Consider the following 26,005-nt stretch of genomic DNA (forward strand, 5'->3'; position numbering starts at 1 on the left):
CTCCCCATCCTCCCCATCCTCCCCATCTCCCCCATCCTCCCCATCTCCCCCATCCTCCCCATCTCCCCCATCTCCCCTCGATCACCCTCCAAACCGAGTAGACAGGAACCAGCAACTGAGGGTAAGGCTTAACCAAGTTAAAAAGCACCATCTTGTGAGTAACATAGCGTGGTAAATTCGGTCTGAGGTGATGGGATTGAGGGGAGTATTTAAGAGAGGTTTGGGTTTAGGGATGCCGCGATAATAATTGATGCCGCCGAGTTGGACACCCAGAATAACAGCATAGGTGCATTCACTCCAACCGGAATTGGGACTAGGGTCTTGGGTGGCATCTCGTTGACAAATCCGCCAAATCTCTGGGAGACAGTTGGTTAAGAATCCTAATGTAATCACAGTTAAGCGACAGGGAAACCAAGTCAGAATGTCTTCGAGTTTGGCGCTACACCATCCTAAGTCAGTATAGGGTTCATCCCGATAACCGACCATTGAATCAAGGGTACTGGCAGCTTTATAGGCAAAGGCTAAGGGTAAGGCCCCAAGATGAAAAATCATAGCCCCGACGATCGCATAAAATAAGGGTGCCATGACTCCATCCACAGCATTTTCTGTAACGGTTTCTAAGACTGCCCGCATCACCTCAGATTCGCTGAGATTGTCTGTATCTCGGCCTACATATAGGCTTAATTTTTGACGCGCTGTTTCTAAATCGGAGTCGTTTAGGGGTGCTAATACGGTTTCAGCCGCAGTTCTTAAACTCCGACCCGCGAAACAACTCGCTAAGAGGATACTTTCGATCGCCAATCCCAATAGCGGATGCAAAGAATAGAACCCCTGGGCGATTCCCCATCCGATTAATCCAGTGGAAGCGATCGCACCGATCGCCAGAATAATACCTGCAATTCTGCGGACAATGGGAGTTTTCCAGCGCTTTAACACCCCTTGACTATAGATAGAAATCACCCAACCCATCCCCTGAACTGGATGGGGCCAACCCCAGGGGTCGCCAATTAAAAAATCCAGATAAGCGGCGATCGCTAGAACGCCTAGTGCAAATTCCGTAGGTTGCACAATCGGTACAGCTAACCTCATCGGGGACAACATTAACTCATCTATATTATTAGCGATCGGTGTTTTTAGCTTCAAGCTGAGTCTAAAAACTCATTTTCGGTCCGGATTAGGGAAATCAAACTGCCCGTTGCTATACCACAAAATTGGTTTCTTCTTCTTGGTACGCTTGCCAACTTCTAGCATCAAAGTAGAAATCTTCGAGGGAAATGGTATAGAGAGATTCCTTCAACTTTTGGTGCAATTGATTCCATAAGCGATCGGTTACCCAGTCCTCTGCTTGTTCGCTATCCCGGGAGGATCGGGGTAATGGATCAATCGTTTCTCCAACTGCTTCTAAAATTTGACCCAGGGAGATTTGTGCTGGATGTCGGGCGAGTTGATAACCTTCGGTGGTACCGCGAACAGATTTGACTAAACCCGCGTGACACATTTCGAGCAATAATTTTTCAAGATAAGGGGCAGGTAATTCCTGGCGATCGGCGATCGCTTTTACAGAAGTTGGGCCAAACTGTGGCTGTAAACTCAAATCAAGCAGCGCCTTAACGCTATAGTGTCCTCGGGTTGTTAGCTTCATCCCTTGAATAGAATCTGATAGTGCATCAAAACTTGGTTATAACGCTTTTCAACCGGAAGCGGGATTTCTATTGAAAATATTCTGCACCCTTCATCCGCTGCTTTTCTCCCATCTACCCCTCAAAAATTTAAAGGTGCAATGCGATCGCGTCTGCAATGGAGTATCCACCCTTCCTTGAGTTGAATCTTCTCTGCCTGAATTAGATACCGGCCCTTTATCGCCGGTTTTATAGGACCGAACTGACCCAATTTATCCCGTCCCCGTACCCGGTGACCCTTGTCCCTCCGGCATTGATAGCCATTGCCTTCTATTGGGTCTATATAGTAAAAAAGCGATGACGTCAAGACTCTAATGAGGGAGGGTTCCCTACTTTTTCTGGAAGAGAAGGAACCTTTACCAACAAAATCTCCCTCCGGTTAACCCAACCCTTTCTAAATTGATTCTGATTGACATAAGATGACATAAGCCTGATCCAAAAGTCAGTTCCTAACCCCACTGAAACTCAACTCAACTCTTCAAACCTAACCCTTCAACTGCGCCTGATGCCCCTCTAACTCTATCCTTACTCGCTCATTCTCTAGGGAACGCTTCGACTCACCACTCATTTAGCAGAGTGGCTATTTCCGGGATAACTGACTCATGTTAACCCCTTTTTCAATCCATCGAGCTTCTTTCATCTGCCCTTGAATAACTCCATTCGAGACCATTACATTCCTTCGAGGCAGATCCTCTCGTTTATCCTCTCAATCTTTAGACTACCATTCACTCCTGAGCCCTGCCTATCCTCAGATAGGTTAGGGTCAATTCGACGGGTACTGGGTAGTACCTCTTATCACTCCCCCCCTAGTTATCACTCACCTTTGCCAATTCCAGTAAAGCCTTTACCATTCCTGATGCCACAGATGGGCTGAAAATCTAGTGACTATCCCATCTGATTCGTGTAATATAGTTTAATAACCTGACTGCCCGAAAAAAAAAGTTCTAATTTTTAGCAACACTCGGCTAAAATAGAACTCGTTAGACCTATTGTTCATGGCGGTCGTTGTAAGTCAATGAGTAAAAAGAAAAAGATGGAACCCCTAGTTGGTGAAGATCTTCTCCAGAAAGTCAAAGATCTAGAGAATCTCAGCAAAGAAGAAAAAGCCAGAGAGTGCGGCTACTACACCGTTACAAAAAATGGAGTAGAGCGCGTCAATATGATGAAATTCCTCAATGCCCTGATTGATGCTGAGGGTATTGAACTCGATGGCAAGCAAAATGGTCAAGGTCGTGGCGGACGTAGTGCCAGTTATCGGATTAGCGTCCAGTCAAATGGCAACTTACTGATTGGATCGGCTTACACGAAGCAAATGGATCTCAATCCGGGAGATGAATTTGAAATTTCCCTAGGACGCAAACACATTCACCTGCGTCAAATCGATAAAGATTCTGACGACGAATGAGTTCCAGACGGCGATTCTGTAACGGCTCATGCCAGTCAGGTCGCCGCAGTTAAACAAGCGACAGAAAGCTGACTCATTGGGGAGAGGACAAAGAGGGTTGTATCCCAACCCTTACCTAGTCTTTTGAGTAATTCTGACGCTTGGTCAATCGCGGCGGCAAGTGCCAAAATCCTTGCCGCATCTAGTTCTAACGAGTTCAGCCCGGTGCTGTTAATGCCTCCTGAAGTCAAGGACAAACTAATTCAATATCCTCAGTTCTGTGGGCAGGAATCTCAGTGGATTCACTGCTCTAATTTGGCTTGGAGTCCTGCGGTAACCGCACCCTCCCTTTCAATCGCCTCACCCCCTAGAACAGCAGTGTTCGGGTGGGTAACACAGAAGCGGTTAATCTATCAGTTCCCGGGTCATCCGTTGGCGGGGAGATGAACAGGTCAGCTTGCCGATCGCCCGGGTAAAAAAGCCCAGATTTGGCGATCGCATCTCATCCTAACCCAGACCACTCCCTCAACTCTAGTTATCAATTTTTAACCCGCTTCGTTCCATCGCTCTATCCTCCAATCTCAGGCAAAGGATCCGATGAAACCCGGATAAACCCCTCAAAAACTATTACATTTTCTAAAAAAATACCAGGAGTTCCGTTACCCAACTGGGATAAAGGCGGGATTAACATTCTCCCTTGCCCATTAAGTCAAATCAAGCGATCGCTCCCCTGCTGATTGCATCGACCTATTCTCTCCCCTCTACCCTCCAGCAGATGCTGTAGTCCCAATCCTAAATACTACCCTTCCAACCCTAACTGTCTATTCCCCTAGAGGGGGATTTAATGACGATTTAGAACCCCTCTTCCTCTCAATCCTGATTGCCAGTCTGCGCACCTGTCGCGATCGATACCTGACATATATCGATCGCCTTCAACAAAAGGGTTGATGAAAATTGATGCTTGAGTGCGATCGCGCGTTCCGGACCATTGAAAGACTCTTCCGATGGGTCACAACCCCTAACAATCTGTCCTCGCCACCACCCCCTCAACGGAAACTCTGGGCAAAATTTAGACACCGTTAATCGCCCTACAACCGCTATTAAAAATCAATGACCCAACCCCCAACAAGGCAAATCCCAGGCGATCGCACTTCCCGACCCTAGATCACCACACTGCGCTATCCAAGATTGGATGATAGAGAGTTTCCTAAGCCGCCCGATCGCCTTCGGATAACTCCAGAGACGGTGCCGCATTGGGCAACAATACATAAGGTTTCAATGCTTCAGAAACCGCAGCAACATTGCAAGCTAAAGAAATCCCCTCGCGATCAAGCAACCCTAAAACCCGATGTGGATCAGCCGGGTCTACTACAGGTAATTGCCGCAATCCTCGGGCCGCCATACGGTCTAATGCCTCACTGAGTAACTCATCGGGATAGGCATACAACACTTCTAGGGTACAAATCTCGGCGATCGCCTGTTCACTCCAACAGACTTCCCCTAAGTCCGGTTCGGTCAAGGTACTTCCCGGTCGTTTTCCCAGGGCGATCGCCCGCTCAATATCCTGTAAACTGATAATTCCAATCAGGCGATCGCTGCGATCAAAGACCAAAGCACTGTAATACCTTCCCTGAGTCAACGCTAACCCGGCCTCCAACACCGACTGAGTATCCTTCAAGATCAGAAAAGACTTATGCATCGCCGCCGCCACGGACATTTGTTGTAAAATCTCTACATTGCGATCGGGAGCCACATTAAACCCCATCTGTTCTGGATTCAACTCCGAATCATTGCGAACCTTAGACCCTTCCACTAACCAAGCAGCCAAACCCACGGCTGCCATCAAAGGTAAGACAATCCGATAATCCCTTGTGAGTTCAAACAGCAATAAAATAGCCGTGAGAGGCGCTTTAGCCGTTCCCGCCAGTACGGCAGCCATGCCCACCATTGCATAGGCAGGAGGGGCAGCAATATGATGGGCGATCGCCGGTAAAGTAGCGGCTAAAACTTTTCCATAGGCTGAACCCAAGGAAGCCCCCAGGAACATGGCAGGAGCAAATACCCCTCCCACCAAACCACTCCCTTGACAGAACGCCGTTATCCCCAACTTAACCACCAGCAGGGCTACTAACAACGGCAGGGAAAACTCCACATCCTGAAGCATCGCCTCTACGGTTTCATAGCCAATTCCCAAGATTTGGGGCCATTGCAGCGCCACTAATCCCACGCAGATTCCGCCGATCGCCGGATGAATGGGGCGGGGAATTTTACCCAAGCATCTCACGAGTGCTACCTCTCCCCGAAAGCAGCGACGGGCGAATTGAATGGTTTCCGTAAAGGCGATCGAGACTCCGGCTGCCAATAAACCCAAACCCAAATACAGGGGGAGTTCCAAGGGAGAACGGACGTCATACATCGGCAAGGTAAAAGCAGGTTGAGAACCCAAGCCAATTTGAGCAATTAACGCCGCCACCACCGCTGCGAGTAAGACTACACTGACTGCTGATGTGGCAAAGGTAGTCCCCAGGACCACCTCCAGGGCAAAAAACACCCCTGCGATCGGGGCATTAAATCCCGCCGCTAACCCGGCGGCTGCACCAGCACCCAAGAGTAAGCGTTGGCGTTCTCGCGACACTTGCAGCACTTCCCCCAACAGCATTCCAAAATTCGCCCCAATTTCCACGCTGGGACCTTCCGGGCCTAAAGAGGCCCCAGTCCCCAAGGAAACTGACGCCGCCACCATTTTCGTCACAGGTCTCAGGGGCAGGAGTTCCCGCAGGCCCTGGGTTGCCGCAATTAAAGCCGAGATGCCTGGACCAAAATCGGGCCGATGCCAGCGCATCAATCCCACCACTGCGCCCCCCAGGGCCGGAATACAAGCCAAGGTCCAAGGGCCTGCGGGGGAAATGATGCCCATGACATCCTCCAGCATCAGGGTATGGATCAGGTGAATCAGGTAATGAAAGGTGACGATTCCCATCCCGGTACTACTGCCAATGAAGACCGCCAGCAGAAGCACAACCGTTTCTGGGGTGGGTTGCAATCGGTTCAGAAAACTCGTGAGGGAGGACTTAGAAGGGGCAGGAGGGGCTTGCCCAGGACGTAACAGATCGGAGGGAGGGAGGGCTGTCATGGAATCACGATGCAGTGAAAATGTCCGAAGTTTTAACTTTTGTTGCTATTTTCTCATTTTCCCAAGACCCTGTAGCGCTCTTGAGTGTGGTTTTTTGGAACAAGGGCAGGACTTAGACCGATTTTGCGAGTCAACCTTCAAGGTAGGGCAATTTCCAGGGATGCCCCTAGAGCGATCGCGCTCATCATTGAGTCCGATAACTCTCTGGATCGAGGGAATCATGCCCAACTAGCTAGAAGTTGGGATTAACCGGCAATATCTTTATCCCTGCCTTGTTAAAATGGGGGATGATACCCAATCCCGTTGGAAAAAGTAGGGTTTCTCTAAGACCCCACCTGCGCGGGCTTCGTCCGCTTTCCTCCCCACCCTTGACGGGTGTGGGGTTCTATAGACCTATCATTACCGGATTCCCTATGAGTACGGGTTCGGTAAACTGCACAAAGGGCAGCCCTATCCCAGGGAAATGATTCAGTTGACTTTTAAGTTAAAAGTTGTCTGAAGATTAAGGGGAGAGTTTAGGCTGAATTGAGCCAGATGAGGTCAAATTGCCAGGGCTTCGCCGGACTCCGGGCTGACCGTTCTAGCTCTCTGGGATTCTGAGCCGATTCTACAGATTCAAACTGATTAACCCGTCCTTCGAGGCGATCGCAGTTGGTTCTCAGGTTTGAGCCTTAACCGATTCTGCAATCTCGTTCATCGCCAATCACCGAAGGTAGAAACGTAGAACCGTAGAAATCAGGCTGGCTATTTTTATAATATCTTATTTTCAAGCTAATTTAATCGCAAAATTTTATAAAAATCCGGACAATCTTCCTTTAATTTAGTGGGTACTCCCCCGGTAATTAAACATTACCCTCGACCCCAGTCTGAACTCAGCCTGCTATATAATAGACCTATTGCAGAATTATCTTAAGCCCCCTGTGAATCCAACATTTATTCCTCTGGCTTCCCCCTTAAAAAAGGCGACGGGAGGGGGAGCGGTCCGGAACTTGGCAAGAGGTGTAATCCCGTTCAAGACTAGGGAACTCAAGGGTTTCGCCAGGAAAGCTGACTCAGCCCGGTCATGGGATCAATTGAATGCGGGGGCAAGATGGGATGATCAGTGGGGGTAAACTGAGGCTGTTGTTCTGGAAAAGCCTAACTGAAAAAGGCAACCCAGGATGGAGTCAAAGCAGACTCACCAATTTTTATTAACAAGTGCTGCCACTTCCTGACCTAAAAAAGCTGAAACCGCCCTAGGGGTTTAAGGCAATCAACCCAAGGGTACACCCATTCAAACCCTAAAATATTTACAATGAATCTCAGCCTGGGTCTATCAATCTTGTTAGAGTAGAATAAGAGTAGAAGTAGGGAAAAGCAAAATACAGGGATCGCCTTAGACGCCCTTGGGCATCAGGTACACCCTCGCCCTTAATTCTCATCATGAAAAGGGGACAACTGACCCATTCCCACCGGAAGTCATCTCTCCCAGGGGATCGGGGGTTCCTGAAATTGGCCCAGTTTGACCCCAGCTAGAGCAGAGTTTTGGCCTCTTTGGACCCTTCAAGGAATAGGGAGGGCAGCATCAGCGTAACGCAAGGGTTCCGGACCAAAATCCTGAGTAAGGGGGACTATTCAAGGCATTCAGGGTAAATAGGGTAAGTGGGAAATCGGACCTCAAAACGGGCCGTCATCGGTTCTGCGTGATGCGCCAAGAGTGATCCGGGATTGAACTGATTACCCCGGCAGTCAATCACCCACCGATTCAGGATTGCCGCAGCAAGACCCTTCAACTGAAGGCAAATTGCGATCGCATGAGCTACCGCAATCCGGGTTTCCACGGATTGACAACGGAATCCCACAAGCCCAAGAAAAAGAACCCCACCCCTGTCAATCCTTAAAACCCAAGGAGTTTGAAATTGTTAAAGAAGTTTGTAACATTCATCCGAATTTCCACTTTTTCGGGTATAACAGGAGAATGCTGCCCTATGTTTCTAAAACCTGGTTAACTTTGAATATAGTTATCTCTATTTTCTCCTTCTTAGAGATTGAGCCGAAACGTACAACCTGACTGATAGACCCCATTGCGACTACAAGCGAAATACACCCATGCAAGAGATGCAAAACCAATTCACAGTTCACTTCTGGGGCGTGCGAGGGAGCATAGCCTGTCCCGGGTCCGAAACCGTTCGGTACGGTGGTAATACACCCTGCATTGAGATGCGAGTGGGTGGTGAGCGCCTAATTTTTGATGGAGGGACGGGCTTAAGGGTTCTAGGACTATCCCTGCTATCACAGATGCCCGTTAAAGCTTCGATGTTCTTCACGCACTCCCACTGGGATCATATCCAGGGGTTTCCTTTTTTTGTACCGGCTTTTATTAAAAACAATCGCTTCCACATTCATGGGGCGATCGCACCGAATGGAGCCACGATCGAGCAACGCCTCAATGATCAAATGTTGCACCCCAATTTTCCGGTGCCGTTGCAGATTATGGGTGCTCAACTGGAATTTCACGATATCCAAATCGGCGAAGTGGTGCAAATTGGAGAGGTCAAGGTTGAAAATGCCCTGCTCAATCATCCCGGAGAGGCAGTCGGCTATCGGGTAAGCTGGCGCGGGTATGTCGCCGCTTACATCACGGATACGGAACATTTTCCCGATCGCCTCGATGAAAATGTCCTATGGTTAGCTCGCGATGCTGATGTCATGATTTACGATGCGACCTATACCGATGATGAGTACAACTCCCCCACCTCCAGCAAAGTCGGATGGGGACATTCCACCTGGCAGGAAGCGGTCAAAGTTGCCAAGGCAGCCAATGTGAAACGATTAGTCATTTTCCATCATGACCCCCTGCATAATGATGATTTCTTAGATCGGATCGGAGAGCAAGCGGCTCAACTATTTCCGAATTCACTCATGGCACGGGAGGGACTCTCCGTCCAGTTAATCACCCCCGGGGAAGAACCAGCGGTTCACGAACCGCAACAGGCAAAAGCCTCCGTCTAATCAACACCAGTCGGTCTAAAACTAGAACGGGTGAGGCTTCAACACCACTGAGGTAGAGGTTGAATTGTCCAGTTGCTGCTGAAGCATCACCCTAGCTTAAGGGCGATCGCCCCCGGAGATTTTGGGGTGAGCGCAATTTTACTGAAAAAATTTTGGCTAGAGTTTGGGGAGTTCCCATTTATGTGTAAAAATGTAAACTGTGTGGATTACCTCTTCTCTAACAACGGCTTTGACTCCCGCCTCTGTTGCCCTGGGAAATTTTGATGGCATTCATCAGGGACACAGACAGGTCATGCAGCCTATTTTAAGTCCGTCCTTGCGCCGTCAGCCGCTTTCTGTCCCTCCTCTGACGGGAGACAGCTATGGGGAAAATTCCCCCCCCAACCCCAAGACATCCCTGGATGATGCCGAGGAAACAAGTTTAGAACCCTACCCCACTGTCGTTACCTTTAATCCCCATCCTCAAGAATTTTTTTCTGGGCAACGACGGACTCTGTTAACCCCCCTGAGTGAAAAGGTCAAATATTTAGAAGCGATCGGGGTTCAACAGCTTATTTTGCTGCCCTTTGACCAGGATTTAGCCAATATGACGCCGGAAGCTTTTGTAGAAGAGATTCTGGTAGGACAGCTCAACGCTCAACAGATTAGTGTAGGGCAAGATTTTTGTTTTGGGCGGCAACGTTCAGGCACTGTTACCGAACTTAAGGCGATCGCTGCTCGTTACGGGGTCAAAGTTCACCTCGTTCCCTTGCAAACCACCAACGGCGATCGGATTAGTAGTTCGGCCATTCGTGCAGCCCTCCTCGAAGGCAACCTTCCTCAAGCTAACTCCATTCTGGGACGACCCTACAGCCTCATGGGAGAAGTGGTGCAAGGAAAGCAGATTGGCCGAACCCTGGGATTTCCCACCGCTAATCTGCAACTTCCCCCAGAAAAATTTCTACCCCGCCACGGGGTTTATGCCGTGCGGGTTTATGGTGCATCCAGCCGCTGTGAACAGAAAGGGGCGATCGGTGCCTTGAATATCGGGACTCGTCCCACCGTCGATGAGATCGCTACCCCCACCGTCGAAGTGCATCTATTAGACTGGTCCGGGGATTTATATGGGAAAACCTTGACATTGCACCTAGAACACTTTTTGCGCCCCCAACAAAAATTTGACTCCCTAGACCAACTCACAGCACAAATCCAAACCGACTGCGACAGCGCCCGAACCCTTTTAAACGCCATAGAGTAATCCAGAAATACCCACACCCTCAAAGGTGGGGCTATACAGACAAAGCACGCCTGCGCGGGCTATTCATATTGGGTTTTTATAGAGCGATGAGTACGAAATTTCCTATCGCCCAGTTTAACCGTAAGCTGGTAACAGGGATCTGTTCTCCAGGTGCGATCGGCGAGTCCGAAATCAATCCCGCTTACCAAGATAACTCTGGGTGATATTGAGCCAATTATGAGAGACCGTGTAGAAAAACTAACCCACAACCTCAGTCAAACCATTGTCGGCAAAACCGATGCCATTCGCCTCGTACTCGTGGCCCTCTTGAGTGGGGGCCATGCCTTGCTCGAAGATGTCCCCGGCGTCGGCAAAACCTTGATTGCTAAATCTCTGGCGCGTTCCATTGCTGGAGACTTTAAACGGATCCAATGTACCCCCGACCTCTTACCTACCGATATCACCGGGACCAATATCTGGAATCCCAATAGCGGCGAGTTTCAATTTCTCCCCGGTCCCGTTTTTACCAATATCCTGCTGGCGGATGAAATCAACCGGGCGACCCCCCGCACCCAGTCTGCCTTGTTAGAGGTGATGGAAGAACAACAAGTCACCGTCGATGGCGTTGCTAGGACTGTTTCCCATCCCTTTTTTGTGATTGCCACTCAGAACCCCATTGAGTATCAAGGCACTTTTCCCTTACCAGAAGCCCAAATGGACCGCTTTACCCTATCTTTTTCCATTGGGTATCCTAGTGAAGCCGAAGAACTGCAAATGTTGGAACGCCTAGAAAACAAAGGCTCCAACTTCCGAGATTTGCAACCCTGTCTGGGACTGGAAGAAATCCTCGAACTGCAACGCCTTTGTTCTCAGGTGCGGGTCGATCGCTCCTTGCAGCAATACATCGTTAATCTAGTCCGCGCTACCCGAGAATCAGAGGATATTACCCTCGGAGTCAGTCCCCGGGGTGCAGTCGCCTTGCAACGCGCTACCCAAGCGCTGGCTTTTCTGGAGGGTCGCGATTATGCTGTTCCTGATGATGTCAAATTTTTAACGCCTCATGTCCTCTGCCACCGCCTGATTCCTTCGGGGGGACGTCGTGCTAAAACCATTGTGGAGCAACTCTTGCGATCGGTTTCCATTCCTTAACGGGTAAAGGGGAGGGATGGAGTATTGAGTACCAGAAGCTATTGAGTTAGCTTCCAACATCCCTCCCTCTAGCTTGAGGTATCAATTTACGCTCCATGATGAACATGATATTAAGGTTTATAAGAACAAAAATCTTCCGACGGCAGGGGGTGCGATCGCCCTTCGTCCTGTTTCTATTGCTTTTATTTTGGAGTGTTATCATCTCCTGGCAACTCGCCGAGGCGATCGAGCCGCCCTCCATCCCCACCGTAGATCCCGTCCCCGAAGCCTTGCAACTCGGACAAGAACTCTACCTCGATACCTGCACCAGTTGTCATATTGGCGTCCCTCCAGCTATCTTCCCAACAGAAACCTGGCGAGACATCATCCAAGACAGCAACCACTACGGCATCCAAATCCCCCCGCTTGTCGATCCGGGACGCCTCGTCATCTGGAATTACCTGAGAATCTTCTCCCGCCTCCAAACTCCTGATACCCCCATCCCTTATCGCATCCGCGACTCCAACTATTTCAAAGCCCTTCATCCGCGAGTCGAACTACCCGATTCCCTCACCCTAAAAACTTGCATCCAATGCCATCCCGGGAGTGAGCAATACAATTTTCGCACCCTAGCCCCTGAGTGGGAGAATGCTGAGTGATTGTTGCGATGGGGAGGATGGGGGAGATGGGGAGGATGGGGGAGATGGGGGGGATGGGGAGGATGGGGAGGATGGGGAGGATGGGGGGGATGGGGAGGATGGGGGAGATGGGGAGGATTGGGGAGAGGTTCCTCGTGACTTGGCTCGTTCTGCCAAGTCATGCCCCCTTGGAGGCTCTGCCTCCAGTCCCTTATCAGGCGGCAGAGCCGCAAACTGCCCATGTCACGGCAGAGCCATGACACCAGAGCCACTCTAATCTCCCCCATCCTCCCCATCCTCCCCATCTCCCCCATCCCCCCCATCTCCCCCATCCTCCCCATCTCCCCAATCCACTCATCCGTTCGGTAGAAATGATAAAATTCATATCAGTTCAAACTCCCGTCAGCCAACCTCTGTACAATACGGGACATAAAACTGGCTGAATCAAACCCTCTTAAAAGTAGCGCTACTGTCCTGATATGCTTAAAAATCTGCTAGGCGACCCCAACGCACGCAAGTTAAAAAAATATCAACCCATCGTCGTTGATATCAACCTCCTTGAAGAAGAAATCCAGGCCCTCGACGATGAACAATTAACGGCTAAGACAGCAGAATTCAAAGAAAAGCTCTCTAAAGCCAAAACCATCACTCAAGAAAAAGAAATCCTGGATGACATCCTCCCCGAAGCCTTTGCGGTGGTCCGAGAAGCCGCTAGACGGGTTTTGGGGATGAGACATTTTGATGTGCAGTTGCTTGGGGGGACCATCCTGCACGAGGGACAGATTGCCGAAATGAAAACCGGGGAAGGAAAAACTCTCGTTTCCACCTTACCTGCCTACTTAAACGCATTAAATGGCAAAGGCGTCCATGCTGTTACCGTTAACGACTATCTCGCGCGACGGGATGCGGAATGGATGGGACAAGTCCATCGGTTCCTCGGGTTATCGGTGGGACTGATTCAACAGGGAATGTCCCCGACGGAACGCAAGAAAAACTACGCCTGCGATATCACCTACTGCACGAACTCCGAACTGGGGTTTGATTATCTACGGGATAACATGGCAACTTCGATGGCAGAGGTGGTGCAGCGTCCCTTCAACTACTGCATCATCGACGAAGTGGATTCGGTGCTGGTTGACGAAGCGCGGACCCCCTTGATTATTTCTGGACAGATTGAACGCCCCACTGAGAAATATACCCGCGCCACTGAGATTGCAATGGCGTTGAATGCTGAAGAGCATTATGAAGTAGATGAAAAAGCCCGAAATATCCTGCTGACAGATGAAGGGTTTGCCCAAGCTGAGGAATTGTTGGGGGTGACGGACCTTTATGACCCGGCGGATCCTTGGGCGCATTATATTTTTAATGCGATTAAAGCCAAGGAACTGTTTATCAAGGATGTGAACTATATTGTCCGTCAGGATGAAGTGGTGATTGTGGATGAGTTTACCGGACGGGTGATGCCCGGACGGCGCTGGAGTGATGGATTGCACCAGGCGATCGAGGCAAAGGAACGAGTAGAAATTCAACCGGAAACTCAAACCTTGGCGACGATTACCTATCAAAACTTCTTCCTGTTGTATCCTAAGTTAGCCGGGATGACCGGAACTGCCAAGACGGAAGAGGCAGAATTTGAGCGGATTTATAACCTTCAAGTGACCGTGATTCCTACGAATCGCTCCCTCCAGCGTCGAGATATGTCCGACGTTGTATATAAAAGTGAGGAAGGGAAATGGAAATCGATCGCCCAAGAATGTGCGGAAATGCACCAAGCGGGACGTCCCGTGTTGGTGGGTACAACCAGCGTTGAAAAATCCGAGGTTCTCAGCAGACTGCTGAATCAACTGGAGATTCCTCACAACCTGCTGAATGCTAAACCGGAAAACGTGGAACGGGAGTCGGAAATTGTCGCTCAAGCGGGTCGCAAGGGTGCTGTGACGATCGCCACCAACATGGCGGGTCGCGGAACTGATATCATTCTCGGGGGTAATGCCGAATATATGGCCCGTCTGAAAGTGCGAGAATACCTGTTACCTCGCATTGTGCGACCGGAGGAAGAAGGAGAAATGAACCCGATGAAAGTTGCGGGGACAGATTCCCGCAATAATAAACCTGAAGGGTTTGCGGGAACTTCTGATAAAAAAGTCAAAACTTGGAAAGTCTCCCCGCAAATTTTCCCCACCCAACTTTCTCGGGAAACGGAACAGCAACTCAAGGAAGCGGTAGAATTTGCCGTGCAACAATATGGGGAACGGAAGCTGGCGGAATTAGAAGCGGAAGATAAAGTTGCGATCGCCTCGGAAAAAGCCCCCACTGATGACCCGGCGATTCAAAAACTCCGGGATATCTACAACCGAATTCGCGAAGAATACGAAGCGTTTACCAGCAGTGAACATCAAGAAGTGATTCAACTCGGTGGATTGCACGTCATCGGCACAGAACGACACGAATCCCGCCGGATTGATAACCAATTACGCGGACGTGCTGGACGTCAAGGTGACCCCGGTTCTACGAAGTTTTTCCTCAGTTTACAGGATAACTTATTGCGGATTTTCGGCGGTCAGCGTGTCGAATCCATGATGAATATGTTCCGGGTGGAAGAAGATATGCCGATCGAGTCTAAAATGCTGACTCGTTCCCTAGAAGGCGCACAAAAAAAGGTGGAAACCTACTACTACGACATCCGAAAACAGGTGTTTGAGTATGACGAGGTGATGAACAACCAACGGCGCGCCATCTATGCCGAACGTCGCCGAGTTTTGGAAGGATTAGACCTGAAAGAACAGGTGATTAAGTACGCGGAACAAACGATGGATGATATCGTGGAAGCGTATGTCAACCCCGATTTACCCTCGGAAGAATGGCAACTGGATCAAATGGTAGATAAAGTTAAAGAGTTTGTCTATCTGTTAGCAGATTTGGAACCGTCTCAACTGGAAGACTTATCCATTGATGAAATTAAAACCTTCCTTCATGAACAAATCCGGATTGCTTACGATTTGAAAGAAGCGCAAGTCGATCGCATTCAACCCGGATTGATGCGGCAAGCGGAACGGTTCTTTATTCTGCAACAAATTGATACCCTTTGGCGGGAACATTTGCAACAAATGGATGCCTTACGGGAATCTGTTGGGTTGCGGAGTTACGGTCAAAAAGATCCGTTGTTGGAGTATAAGAGTGAAGGGTATGAGTTGTTCCTGGACATGATGACGGCGATTCGTCGGAATGTGGTCTATTCGTTGTTCCAATTCCAGCCGCAAATGCAACAAGCGCAAGCTGCTGTGGCGGAACGGTAAAGCGGAAGGTTTATCAAGAAACCGTATTCTAGTCCCCTCCTGGTAAGAAGAACCCCACCCTAACCCTCCCCTTGCCAAGGGGAGGGGACAAGAGGTAGCTAAAATTCCAGTTCATCTCCTTGCTAAAGCGAGGGAACAAGAGGAATTCCGGTCCCCCCCCTTAGCAAGGGGGGGCTAGGGGGGGTCCCAATGTTGACGGAAACACACCTAAAACTCTTTTAAAATTACCTAAAATCTGTAACCTTGGATATCTACAAAACTCTACTACGTCCTTTAATTTTTTCAGGAGTGCAACCGGATCCGGAGTGGTGGCATCATCAAACGATGGTGGCGATGGAGTGGTTGAATCGGAATCGCGATCGCGCCACCATTAGCACGATTTTGTCCCAATTAAATCGCAGTTCTACGGTTGTTGATAACCGATTAGAACAAACCCTCTGGAACATCAAATTTCCCAATCCCATTGGATTAGCTGCGGGTTTTGATAAGAATGGTTCAGTAGGGGGAAGTTGGTCTAATTTAGGGTTTGGGTTTGCTGAACTCGGGACGGTGACGTTTCATGCTCAACCGGGTAATCCTCGTCCCCGAATGTTTCGCTTACCGGAGGATTTAGCGGCTATCAATCGCATGGGGTTTAATAATAATGGTGCAGAAGCTTTAGCACAACGCCTGAGTGCGGATAAAGATAAAGGACAAGTTACTTCAGAAAAACCGATTATTGGGATTAATTTAGGCAAGTCCAAAATTACGCCATTAGAAGAAGCACCAGGGGATTATTTAGGCAGTTTTCGGCTGTTGAAAGAGTTCGGAGATTATTTTGTGGTGAATGTGTCTTCACCGAATACCCCAGGATTGCGATCGCTGCAAGAAGGGAAACAACTGGCGGAGATTTTAGACGCCTTGCAACAGGAGAATCAAGGGGTTAAACCGATATTAGTTAAAATTGCCCCAGATTTGGAATGGGAAGCGATTTCTGAGGCGATAACGGTGGCTCAAACCTATCAACTGGCGGGGATGATTGCCACAAATACGACCATTCGCCGGGATGGATTAAAAACTCAAACGATTAAGTTAACGGGAAACCCGGTTACGGAAGAAGCGGGAGGATTGAGTGGTGCACCGTTAAAAGGGCGATCGACTGAAATTATCCGCTATATTCATCAACAAACCCAAGGACAAATGCCAATCATCGGCACCGGGGGAATTTTCACTGCTGAAGATGCCTGGGAAAAGATAAAGGCAGGTGCTTGTTTGTTAGAAATTTACACGGGTTTAATTTACGAAGGACCCTGGATGGTCCGGCGAATTTTAGCAGGATTAGTGCAGAAGTTAGAGGAGAATGGATTGGGAAATATTGCCGAGGCAGTTGGGAGGAGTTAGCGGTTGGGGAGAACAGGCGTTGGATCGTTTCGCTGAGGCGTTCCTTCGTCAAGGGGAATTTAGATAAGCTAACTCTGCCCAAGGAGCGCTCTAATCATTTAGAATAAGGCTGAAAAACTCCAATTGACCAGGGGACGGCGATGGATCTTCTCACAGAGCGTCAAACACGATTGTTGACCGCTGGTGCTTTAGTGGTGGGTGGGACAGTGTGCGGGGGTCCGTTAGGTACCATTGCCGCCTCAGTTGCTGCGGGTATTGTTGCCAACGATATCGTTCCCCAACACCTCAACCATATTGCCGTCCGCCTGCGTGGCAGTGGGGAAAAGTTAGCAAATCATGACTTAACCGAAGCCACAGGGTTCGCCATTGCTTTAATTATCAAAAGCCTCGCGGAAGCCGGAACCTATCCTAACTCAACTAAAAAATTAGAAACTCTTGCCAAATATACCCTCGAAGCGTGGCAGCAGGTCGCCGACAACCTAAAACAGGTAAAAGATCCCCATTTGGCCCCCCTCCAAGAAACCAGCATTACCGCGCTATTTCAAGGGGGAACGACGGATTATGTCGGTCAAACGGTGTTGGAAAAGGAAGATTGGCAAGACTTGTTAAACAGTTGGCTATGTCCGGGGGCTAACGTCAAATTACCAGATGGTGTCGTGCCAAAACTGGCAACCGAGTTGCGGAATAAATTTGCCTTAGCCTTGCGGGAGGTGTTGAAAGCCGACTTTGAAAACGGGGGAAAAGCTTTCGCCGGGTTAACCCTCTCCCTACTGGGGGAAATGCGCGGCATTTTGCAGAAGTTGCGGGAGGAAAGTTCCCACGCGCAGGCAGAAGATTTAACCGCAAAATTGGCGGTGGTGACGCAACTGCAACAGGAGTTAGAGGAAAATTCCCAACGGTTTCAAGTGTTGGGGAGACAGATTAAATCTGGGTTCGAGGCAGTATTGCAGGAGTTAGGAGTCACTCGGGTGGAAATTGCCGAGATGCGAAGTGAGTTGCAGAAGGAATTATGGAGTTTAGCAGAAGCCATCAGAGAAACCCATAAAAGACTTAGCGATTATTTCACTGGGAAAAAACCGGACCTGCAAGCAATTTCCTTCAGCTTGGATACCAACCCCCCAAAGGTGACGAATTGGCAGGGACGGGAGGCGGAATTGACCACCGTTAACCGTTGGCTGGATGATGAGAATACTAAACTCGGTGTCATCGTCGGGATAGGAGGAATGGGAAAATCCACCCTAGCGGCGAAGGTGTTTTGGGAACGGACGGATTTTGAGGATAAACTGTGGCTGGACTTGGGGCGGCGTCCGCTTTATTCCATTGTAGCGAGGGGGATATTGCAGCAGTTGGGGAAACTCTCACCCCAGCAATTGGAACAAATCGAAGAAACTCGCCTGACTGATGGGTTGGTTCATTGCCTGCAACGGCGGCGGTTTTTGCTGGTGTTGGATAACTTGGAGTCGGTGTTGCAGGATGAGGGATATAAAGACTTTTTGCAGCGGTGGGTGGGGGACTGTCATCACACGGAAATTCTGGTGACGACTCAAATTCCGCCGAATTTGGTGCAGGATAAACCGACAGAATTGCCCCTACCCGGACTATCGGCAGAGGAAGGGGCACGACTGCTGCGGGATTTGGGCCTTGGGGGGACTGCGGAAGAACTGGAGGGTTTTGTTGACCAGGTGAACGGACATCCCCTGACCCTGCGGTTGGTGGCGGGGTTGTTGTATGGGGAGTTCGGCGACGGGGCGACCCTTGCGGACTTGACGGAGTTGGGAAGCGCTGATGTCGGGGCGTTGATGTCGCGTTTGCAAGGCTACCACCGTCGGGAGTTGGTGCAGTTGGTGGCGGTGTTGGATGCCAGTTTTAATCGGTTGCCCGAGACTTGGCGGAAGGTGTTGCTGTCTCTGGTGGTGTTCCGTCAAGCCTTCAATGCTGAGGTAGCCAGCGCGATGGTTGGGGAAGCGGTGGCGGAGAAGGAGTTGCGGGGGTTGGCAAAACGGGGTTTTTTGGTTGCAGAGGCGGGGGGTTATACGTTCCAACCTTTGATTTTGGACTATCTCAAGTTTAGAGTGGGAGATTTGCCGGAGGGGCATTTACGGGCGATCGAGTTTTATCAAAGTCGGTTCAAGTCCCGTCCCGAGTGGCAGACGGTGGAGGATGTGCGGGAATATTTGGAGGTGTTTTATCATCGGTGTGAGTTGGGCGAGTATGAGGCGGCGTTTTATGTCATTCGGGATGGAAGTTATAGCGATAATTGTGTTGATAGGTTTCTGGCTTTACGCGGTAATAACCAACTCCTTGCCGAACTCTACCAGCAATTAAGAAACCATCTCCCCAATCGGCAAGATTTGCGATATCTTGCCTCTTTAACATCGTTAGGTTCGGCTTACCATGCCCTCGGACGCTACACAGAAGCGATCTACTCTAACAAACAAGCTCTGGAAATTTTTCGACAAATCGGCGATAGACGGGGGGAAGCTATTTCTTTAAACAATTTAGGTAATGCTTATCATTCCCTCCGACGCTACACAAAAGCGATTACCTTTCACGAACAATCTCTGGAAATTCAACGGCAAATCGGCCATAGAGGAGGGGAAGCCACTTCTTTAAACAATTTGGGTTCGGCTTACCATTCTCTTGGACTCTACACAGAAGCCATTACCTTTCACGAACAATCTCTGAAAATTTACCGGCAAATCGGTGATAGACAGGGGGAAGCCAGTTCTTTAGGCAATTTAGGTAACACTTACCATTCCCTCGGAGGCTACACAGAAGCGATTAGCTTTTACGAACAATCTCTGGAAATTTTTCGGCAAATCGGTGATATACAGGGAGAAGCCAGTTCTTTAGGCAATTTAGGTAACACTTACCATTCCCTCGGAGGCTACACAGAAGCGATCGGCTTTTACGAACAATCTCTGGAAATTGACCGGCAAATCGGTGATATACAGGGAGAAGCCAGTTCTTTAAACAATTTAGGTTCCGTTTACCATTCCCTGGGACGCTACACAGAAGCGATCGGCTTTTACGAACAATCTCTGAAAATTTACCGACAAATCGGCGATAGACGGGGGGAAGCTATTGCTTTAAACAACTTAGGTTCCACTGACTATTCCCTGGGACGCTACACAGAAGCGATCAGCTTTCACGAACAATCTCTGAAAATTTACCGGCAAATCGGCGATAGACGGGGGGAAGCCACTTCTTTAAACGGTTTAGGTACTCCTTACAATTCCCTGGGACGCTACACAGAAACGCTCGGCTTTTACGAACAATCTCTGAAAATTTACCGGCAAATCGGCGATAGACGGGGGGAAGCCACTTCTTTAAACGGTTTAGGTTCCACTTACCATTCCCTGGGACGCTACACAGAAGCGATCAGCTTTCACGAACAATCTCTGAAAATTTATCTGCAAATTGGGGACAGACAGGGGGAAGCGAATTCTTTAAATTGTTTAGGTTCCCCTTACAATTCTCTGGGACGCTACATCGAAGCGATCACGGTTTACAAACCATCTCTGGAAATTTACCGGCAAATTGGGGACAGAGAGGGGGAAGCGAATTCTTTAAACGGTTTAGGTTCCCCTTACAATTCTCTGGGACGCTACACCGAAGCGATCACGGTTTACAAACAATCTCTGGAAATTGCAAGGGAAATCGGCCACAGAGGGGGGGAAGCCGCTTCTTTGAACAATTTAGGTTCCTCTTACAATTCTCTGGGACGCTACACCGAAGCGATCACGGTTTACAAACAATCTCTGGAAATTTTTCGGGAAATCGGCCACAAACGGGGAAAAGCCGCTTCTTTAATGGGTTTAGGTGCCGCTTACAATTCCCTAGGACGCGACACCGAAGCGATCACGGTTTACAAACAATCTCTGGAAATCCAACGGCAAATCGGCGACAGACGGGGGGAAGCCAATTCTTTAATCGGTTTAGGTGGTTTGTATCAAAAAATAGGCAGGATTCGAGAAGGTTGTGCAGCCTCACAGCAGGGGATGTTAATTTATCAAGAATTGAATTTATCTCTGGACGCTTACCCGATTCCCAATTGGATGAAAAGAATTGCTAAATTCGCGCAACGTGGTAATTTTCATCTGGTAGTGTGTTTTATCGGTGGTTTTGTCGCCTTTCCCCTTTTTATTGTCGCCTTTCCCTTTGCTTTGATTGGGTTTATTTTGTTAATCCTCTATCGTCTCATCCGTCAGCGATTCAACCGTCGCTAATTCCAATTCGAGACCCGGTGTGATGTTTTGCGGGTCAGTTTTTGGCAAACTTCCCTCTTTTGAACATGATTTTATAGCTTTAAAAACTTAATAAATCAAAAACTTGATTCACTGATAGTTCCCAATCTGGAAAACTGCTTAAAACAGGCAGAATATCCGATTCTGCTTTAACGCTGGGGAGGCGATCGCCACTAAACACCATCATTAATCGGTCTTGCGGATCTATAAACCAACCCAGTTCCGTCCCCTGCTTCAGGCAAAAAATAATTTTATCCATCACCCGAGTCTGATTTTGTCCAGGAGATAAGATTTCAATCACCCAATCCGGGGCAATTTTAATCTGATTCTCAACTTCTCCCTTTTCATCCAAAGGAATGCGGGACCACTCAAACACCGAAATATCAGGCACGAGAGAACGCCCCCCAAATGTTACTCTTAATTCTGGAAAGGCATAGGCTAACTTTGAGGGCTTCCCTTGATGATTAATCGCCGATACTAACTCAGCTTGCAGTTTGCTATGTTTTCCCTGGGGCATTGGTTTCTGATAGATTTGGCCGTCAATATATTCGCAGGCAGGTTCAGTTTCGGGTAAGTCTAAAAAATCATCCAGAGACTGGATTGGTGGAGATTGTGATAAAATTATCATCCTTGGGTCCTCCTATGTTTACTAAGAATACAGCCATCCAAATAAATCTTGGGCTGATAATTGCCAATCGGTTAATACACTTAAACCGGGTAACGCATCCTCTCCAGTTTTTAATTCTGGGTTTTGATTGGGTTTAAAAATTAACACCGATTCATCCTCTGGATCGACTAACCATCCCAACTTTGTTCCATGATTGAGGCATAGGATAATTTTCTGAATTACCCGAGTTGCGGATTGGTCGGGAGACAAAATTTCAATCGTCCAATCCGGTGCAATTGTAAATCGATTTTCCACTCTGCCATTCGGTTTTCGGGGAATCCTGTGGGATTCAAATACAGAAATATCTGGCACGATTGCAGAGCCACCAAATGTACAGCGTAACTCGGGAAAAGCAGAAACTAAGTTCTGAGGTTCACCAAGTTGATTAATTAAGGATAAAAGACGAGCTTGTAATCGGCTATGTTCTCCTTGTGGCATTAGTTTTCGATAAATTACTCCATTGATATAGTCACTGGCAGGTTGGGTTTCGGGTAACTGCAAGAAGTCTTCTAGGGTAATCTCAGTCAGTGATTGAATTGCGGGAGTCATAACGGTTTTCTCCTGAACGATTTGGAAATGCCTCTGAGGGTCTTGCCAAGGTTGGCGCTTGGGTAATCTGGGGTTAAAGTACAGGGCCGATCGCCCAAGGCATTCTCTTCCCCAGTATAGCTGAATTTCCCGGTTACCATAAGAGTCATCATGTCTTGCTGGCATTTTCTATGACGCACTGCTGCAAGAAAAGGAGTAAGATACCCCCAGGATATGAATCCCTGTTATGCAAACTCTAATTCAGCTCTTTGTCCGAGCGAATAAACAATAGCTTATAGCGATTTCAAACTCAATCGACTCGATTCTTCAGACTTTCTAGGAATAGTTTTTTCTAATCTATTTTATACTTATTCGCGAGATTGGAAGCTGAAGATTATATATATCTAGGCTTCTAAGGGAACTCCACAAAATAAAATCTTCTATCAGAGATCCCCCCAACCCCTTTTAAGAACGCCAATCGGCTTTTCTAATTCTGCATTAGAAGTTTTTTTATGGAAATCCCTAACTCTAAATTTTACCAAATTGAATATCCTAAATTTCCAAAATACTAAAAAATAATTAAATTTAGTGAGAAAGTCTAAAGTTTAGCCCTAAACTGATAAAAATTTGACCCAAATTGCCCATGACCTTTTCTGTCCGAAAAATGAGGCACTCAGGTTTTTAGAACTAGGCTCATAGCAATGCAAAAAATTAAAATTGCTCCTCTTATAGCAGAGCCTGTAATTTTTGGAGATTTCTATTCCATACTCTCCTAATTTTACCTGCGGAATGTGGGATAGAACTCTACTCCTATGGCTTGTCAATCTGGTAACCACAGATTACACAAATTTTCACAGACTTGAATCCGTGAAAATCTGTGTAATCTGTGGTTTTTCTTCTCCCCCCTCCTCAAAATCCCCAACCCCGCCCAAAATTACGGAAGTTATCAAAATATTAATATTTTTTACAAAAACAACAAAAATATTGTTTTAATATTAACCTGGATCGCAGTCGCCTAGGTTCTTTCGACGTTTCCTAGGAATTTATACCTGAAAAAGTCACCTCTCAGAACCCCTGGAATTTTGAGATAATCAACAACAGCTTATCGCAGTCGCTCAAAACGCTGTATTTAAACCGAACAACGGAGAACACTCAAATGAAATTGGCTTACTGGATGTATGCAGGTCCCGCCCATATTGGCACCCTCCGCATTGCAAGTTCTTTCAAAAATGTCCATGCCATCATGCACGCGCCCCTTGGGGATGACTATTTTAACGTGATGCGGTCTATGCTGGAGCGGGAGCGGAATTATACCCCAGTAACAACGAGTATCGTCGATCGCAACGTTCTCGCCCGGGGTTCCCAAGAAAAAGTCATCGATAATATCGTTCGCAAGGACCAAGAAGAAACCCCCGACTTGATTGTACTCACCCCCACCTGTACCTCTAGCATTCTCCAAGAAGATTTACAAAACTTTGTAGATCGGGCCCAGATGGAGTCAAAAGGCGATGTCATGCTGGCAGATGTCAATCACTACCGGGTGAATGAACTGCAAGCGGCAGACAGAACCCTTCTCCAAATTCTACAATTCTATATCGCCAAAGGTCGCAAAAAAGGGGAAATTGCAGAAGGTAAAACGGAAAAACCTTCGGTAAATATCATCGGCACGACGACCCTCGGTTTCCACAATCAGCATGATTGCATTGAACTGAAGAAATTAATGGCTGATTTGGGCATTGAAATTAATGCCATTATCCCGGAGGGTGCCTCGGTTAATGATTTAAAAAACCTGCCTCGCGCTTGGTTTAATCTGGTTCCTTATCGGGAAATTGGGATGATGAGCGCCCAGTATCTCGCCGAAGAATTTGGAATGCCTTATGTGGATATCACACCGATGGGAGTGGTTGAAACTGCCCGCTGTATTCGCAAGATTCAGCAGGTGATTAATGAGCAAGGGGCAAATGTGGATTATGAAGAGTATATCAATCATCAAACCATGTTTGTTTCCCAAGCAGCCTGGTTTTCTCGCTCCATTGACTGCCAGAATTTGACGGGTAAAAAGGCGGTGGTGTTTGGGGATAATACCCATGCCGCAGCAATGACAAAGGTGCTGGCGCGGGAAATGGGAATTCATGTAGTTTTGGCGGGGACTTACTGCAAATATGATGCAGACTGGTTCCGGGAACAGGTGAGCGAATATTGTGATGAGGTGCTGATTAGTGAAGATAATGGGGAAATTGGAGATGCGATCGCCCGCATTGAACCCTCAGCCATCTTTGGTACGCAAATGGAACGGCACGTTGGCAAGCGTTTAAATATTCCTTGTGGTGTGATTGCGGCACCCATTCATATCCAAAACTTCCCGATTGGATATAAACCGTTCCTGGGGTATGAAGGAACCAATCAAGTCACGGATTTGGTTTATAATTCGTTTACTTTGGGAATGGAAGACCACCTGCTGGAAATCTTTGGTGGACATGATACGAAAGAGGTAATTCAGAAAACGATTTCTGCAGATTCTGATTTGAACTGGACCAAGGAAGCACAAGGAGAATTGAACAAGGTTCCTGGTTTTGTGCGGGGTAAAGTGAAGCGGAATACGGAGAAATTTGCGCGGGAACGTGGGTTCAGTCAGATTTCTTTGGAAGTGATGTATGCCGCGAAAGAATCGGTAGGCGCGTAGATTGGAGGGTTGGGTGGGGTGACCCACCTGGCACAAATTATCAGGGTGCGATCGCCTAACAGAACAAGAGGCGATCGCCCGATATTCTTTCTCGATATTGAGACATTGTTGAATTTATTTCAATGTCGCGTCTCCAACTTCCATAAAACTGCTCTAGGGAGTCTTTCAGAAATTACCCATCCCAAACCGCTGCCAGAATCGTTAGATAAAGCGAAACTATTGCAGTGGACAGCAAAGTTTTATGAGGGTCTTATGAAGCCATTAATGATAACGCTAATGTAGATTCTTAGAGGGCCATTATATTAGTAAGTACCTACATCGTAGAACGAGGGCTAATTCTTGACCCCTACGAAGTGGATTCAATAACTAATGAAGTCACTGCCTTACCCGCATTTATTAAAGAAATGGCCCTCAATTGCCTGGTGTTTGCTTTTGATGCAATCAGTACCCAAAAAAAACTGCTCAAGTCATCGTAGACAGTGGGAATGAGTATATTGGAGCGCTCAAAGGCAACCAATCAGGTCTAGTTGAAGCAGTCCAAGCCAATTTTAAAGCTATTCAGACTCATGAATCTCACAATGTTGGTCACGGTTGCGTTGAAAAACGCAGGGTCAGTATTAGTAATCAGTTAGATAATATTCCGAAATTTCCTGGACTTAAAACCGTGATTCGCGTTGCGTCATACTGCGAAGTCCATCGAACAAATATTATTGAACCCAGTGTTGAAATTCGTTTTTACGTTTCTTCTTTGAGTGAAATAGCTAAAGAATTTTCTAAGCGGATTCGAGGTTATTGGGGCGTTGAAAACAAGATGCATTATGTGCGGGATGTAACTCAAGGTGAAGAGGCTTCTCGTATAAGAACAAAACCCTTGGTTCAAATTTGGGCGATCGCTCGAAATTTTGCACGGAACATATACCGTGATTATGGATTTGATAATATGGCGCAAACCCAACGTTTGGCGGGACTTGGCCTTAAACTAATTAAGGAATTGTTGGGAATGAAATAGCCTTGCCTTTTTCGAGAGGGAGTAAG

General features: G+C 47.9%; 15 protein-coding genes and 1 pseudogene. 10 read left to right on the forward strand and 6 right to left on the reverse strand.

The window, feature by feature from the left end:
* Window positions 1-81: 81 nt before the first annotated feature.
* Together cbiB and NG796_RS08515 are read right to left on the reverse strand one after the other, a co-directional pair.
* On the reverse strand, window positions 82-1,101 hold the full coding sequence (gene cbiB / locus NG796_RS08510; protein ID WP_261205751.1) for an adenosylcobinamide-phosphate synthase CbiB: 1,020 nt from the start codon (window positions 1,099-1,101) through the stop codon (window positions 82-84).
* Between the two features lie 97 nt (window positions 1,102-1,198).
* Window positions 1,199-1,642: an Rrf2 family transcriptional regulator gene (locus tag NG796_RS08515; RefSeq protein WP_261205479.1), complete on the reverse strand. Its 444-nt coding sequence runs from the start codon at window positions 1,640-1,642 to the stop codon at window positions 1,199-1,201.
* A gap of 1,052 nt (window positions 1,643-2,694) precedes the next feature.
* On the opposite strand from NG796_RS08515, the gene NG796_RS08520 reads away from it, so the two are divergent.
* A complete protein-coding gene (locus tag NG796_RS08520; RefSeq protein ID WP_015150561.1) occupies window positions 2,695-3,084 on the forward strand; it encodes an AbrB family transcriptional regulator in 390 nt (129 codons plus the stop codon).
* Window positions 3,085-3,119: 35 nt separating this feature from the next.
* Here NG796_RS08520 and NG796_RS08525 read toward each other — a convergent pair whose 3' ends face one another.
* Together NG796_RS08525 and NG796_RS08530 are read right to left on the reverse strand one after the other, a co-directional pair.
* The gene (locus NG796_RS08525) at window positions 3,120-3,320 is read right to left on the reverse strand and encodes a hypothetical protein (RefSeq protein WP_261205480.1); all 201 of its coding nucleotides are present in this window, start codon (window positions 3,318-3,320) and stop codon (window positions 3,120-3,122) included.
* A gap of 950 nt (window positions 3,321-4,270) precedes the next feature.
* Window positions 4,271-6,196, reverse strand: coding sequence for a chloride channel protein (locus tag NG796_RS08530; protein WP_261205481.1), 1,926 nt, complete (start codon window positions 6,194-6,196; stop codon window positions 4,271-4,273).
* 2,088 nt (window positions 6,197-8,284) lie between these two features.
* Here NG796_RS08530 and NG796_RS08535 point away from each other — a divergent pair.
* From NG796_RS08535 to NG796_RS08565, 7 genes are all read left to right on the forward strand, one after another.
* Window positions 8,285-9,187: an MBL fold metallo-hydrolase gene (locus tag NG796_RS08535; RefSeq protein ID WP_261205482.1), complete on the forward strand. Its 903-nt coding sequence runs from the start codon at window positions 8,285-8,287 to the stop codon at window positions 9,185-9,187.
* Between the two features lie 199 nt (window positions 9,188-9,386).
* The gene (locus NG796_RS08540; protein ID WP_261205483.1) at window positions 9,387-10,424 is read left to right on the forward strand and encodes a bifunctional riboflavin kinase/FAD synthetase; all 1,038 of its coding nucleotides are present in this window, start codon (window positions 9,387-9,389) and stop codon (window positions 10,422-10,424) included.
* Window positions 10,425-10,640: 216 nt separating this feature from the next.
* Complete coding sequence (locus tag NG796_RS08545; RefSeq protein ID WP_261205484.1) at window positions 10,641-11,552, forward strand: AAA family ATPase; 912 nt, start codon at window positions 10,641-10,643, stop codon at window positions 11,550-11,552.
* A gap of 95 nt (window positions 11,553-11,647) precedes the next feature.
* Complete coding sequence (locus NG796_RS08550) at window positions 11,648-12,190, forward strand: diheme cytochrome c (RefSeq protein WP_261205485.1); 543 nt, start codon at window positions 11,648-11,650, stop codon at window positions 12,188-12,190.
* 458 nt (window positions 12,191-12,648) lie between these two features.
* The gene (gene secA / locus NG796_RS08555; RefSeq protein ID WP_261205486.1) at window positions 12,649-15,465 is read left to right on the forward strand and encodes a preprotein translocase subunit SecA; all 2,817 of its coding nucleotides are present in this window, start codon (window positions 12,649-12,651) and stop codon (window positions 15,463-15,465) included.
* A 243-nt stretch (window positions 15,466-15,708) separates the two neighbouring features.
* Window positions 15,709-16,845 (forward strand): quinone-dependent dihydroorotate dehydrogenase, encoded by a 1,137-nt coding sequence (locus tag NG796_RS08560; RefSeq protein ID WP_261205487.1) that lies wholly within the window; start codon window positions 15,709-15,711, stop codon window positions 16,843-16,845.
* Window positions 16,846-16,985: 140 nt separating this feature from the next.
* On the forward strand, window positions 16,986-21,074 hold the full coding sequence (locus NG796_RS08565; RefSeq protein ID WP_261205489.1) for a tetratricopeptide repeat protein: 4,089 nt from the start codon (window positions 16,986-16,988) through the stop codon (window positions 21,072-21,074).
* Between the two features lie 79 nt (window positions 21,075-21,153).
* Here NG796_RS08565 and NG796_RS08570 read toward each other — a convergent pair whose 3' ends face one another.
* Together NG796_RS08570 and NG796_RS08575 are read right to left on the reverse strand one after the other, a co-directional pair.
* Window positions 21,154-21,720 carry a Uma2 family endonuclease gene (locus NG796_RS08570; protein ID WP_261205490.1) on the reverse strand — a complete coding sequence of 189 codons (567 nt, stop codon included), beginning with the start codon at window positions 21,718-21,720 and terminating at the stop codon, window positions 21,154-21,156.
* 21 nt (window positions 21,721-21,741) lie between these two features.
* A complete protein-coding gene (locus tag NG796_RS08575; RefSeq protein WP_317619288.1) occupies window positions 21,742-22,473 on the reverse strand; it encodes a Uma2 family endonuclease in 732 nt (243 codons plus the stop codon).
* A gap of 970 nt (window positions 22,474-23,443) precedes the next feature.
* Here NG796_RS08575 and bchB point away from each other — a divergent pair.
* Window positions 23,444-24,970 (forward strand): ferredoxin:protochlorophyllide reductase (ATP-dependent) subunit B, encoded by a 1,527-nt coding sequence (gene bchB / locus NG796_RS08580; RefSeq protein WP_261205491.1) that lies wholly within the window; start codon window positions 23,444-23,446, stop codon window positions 24,968-24,970.
* Window positions 24,971-25,433: 463 nt separating this feature from the next.
* A pseudogene (locus NG796_RS08585) lies at window positions 25,434-25,979 on the forward strand (ISAs1 family transposase); the annotation flags it as partial.
* Window positions 25,980-26,005: the final 26 nt, after the last annotated feature.

This window comes from Laspinema sp. D2d, from assembly GCF_025370755.1.
In the GTDB taxonomy this organism is placed as follows: Bacteria; Cyanobacteriota; Cyanobacteriia; order Cyanobacteriales; family Laspinemataceae; genus Laspinema.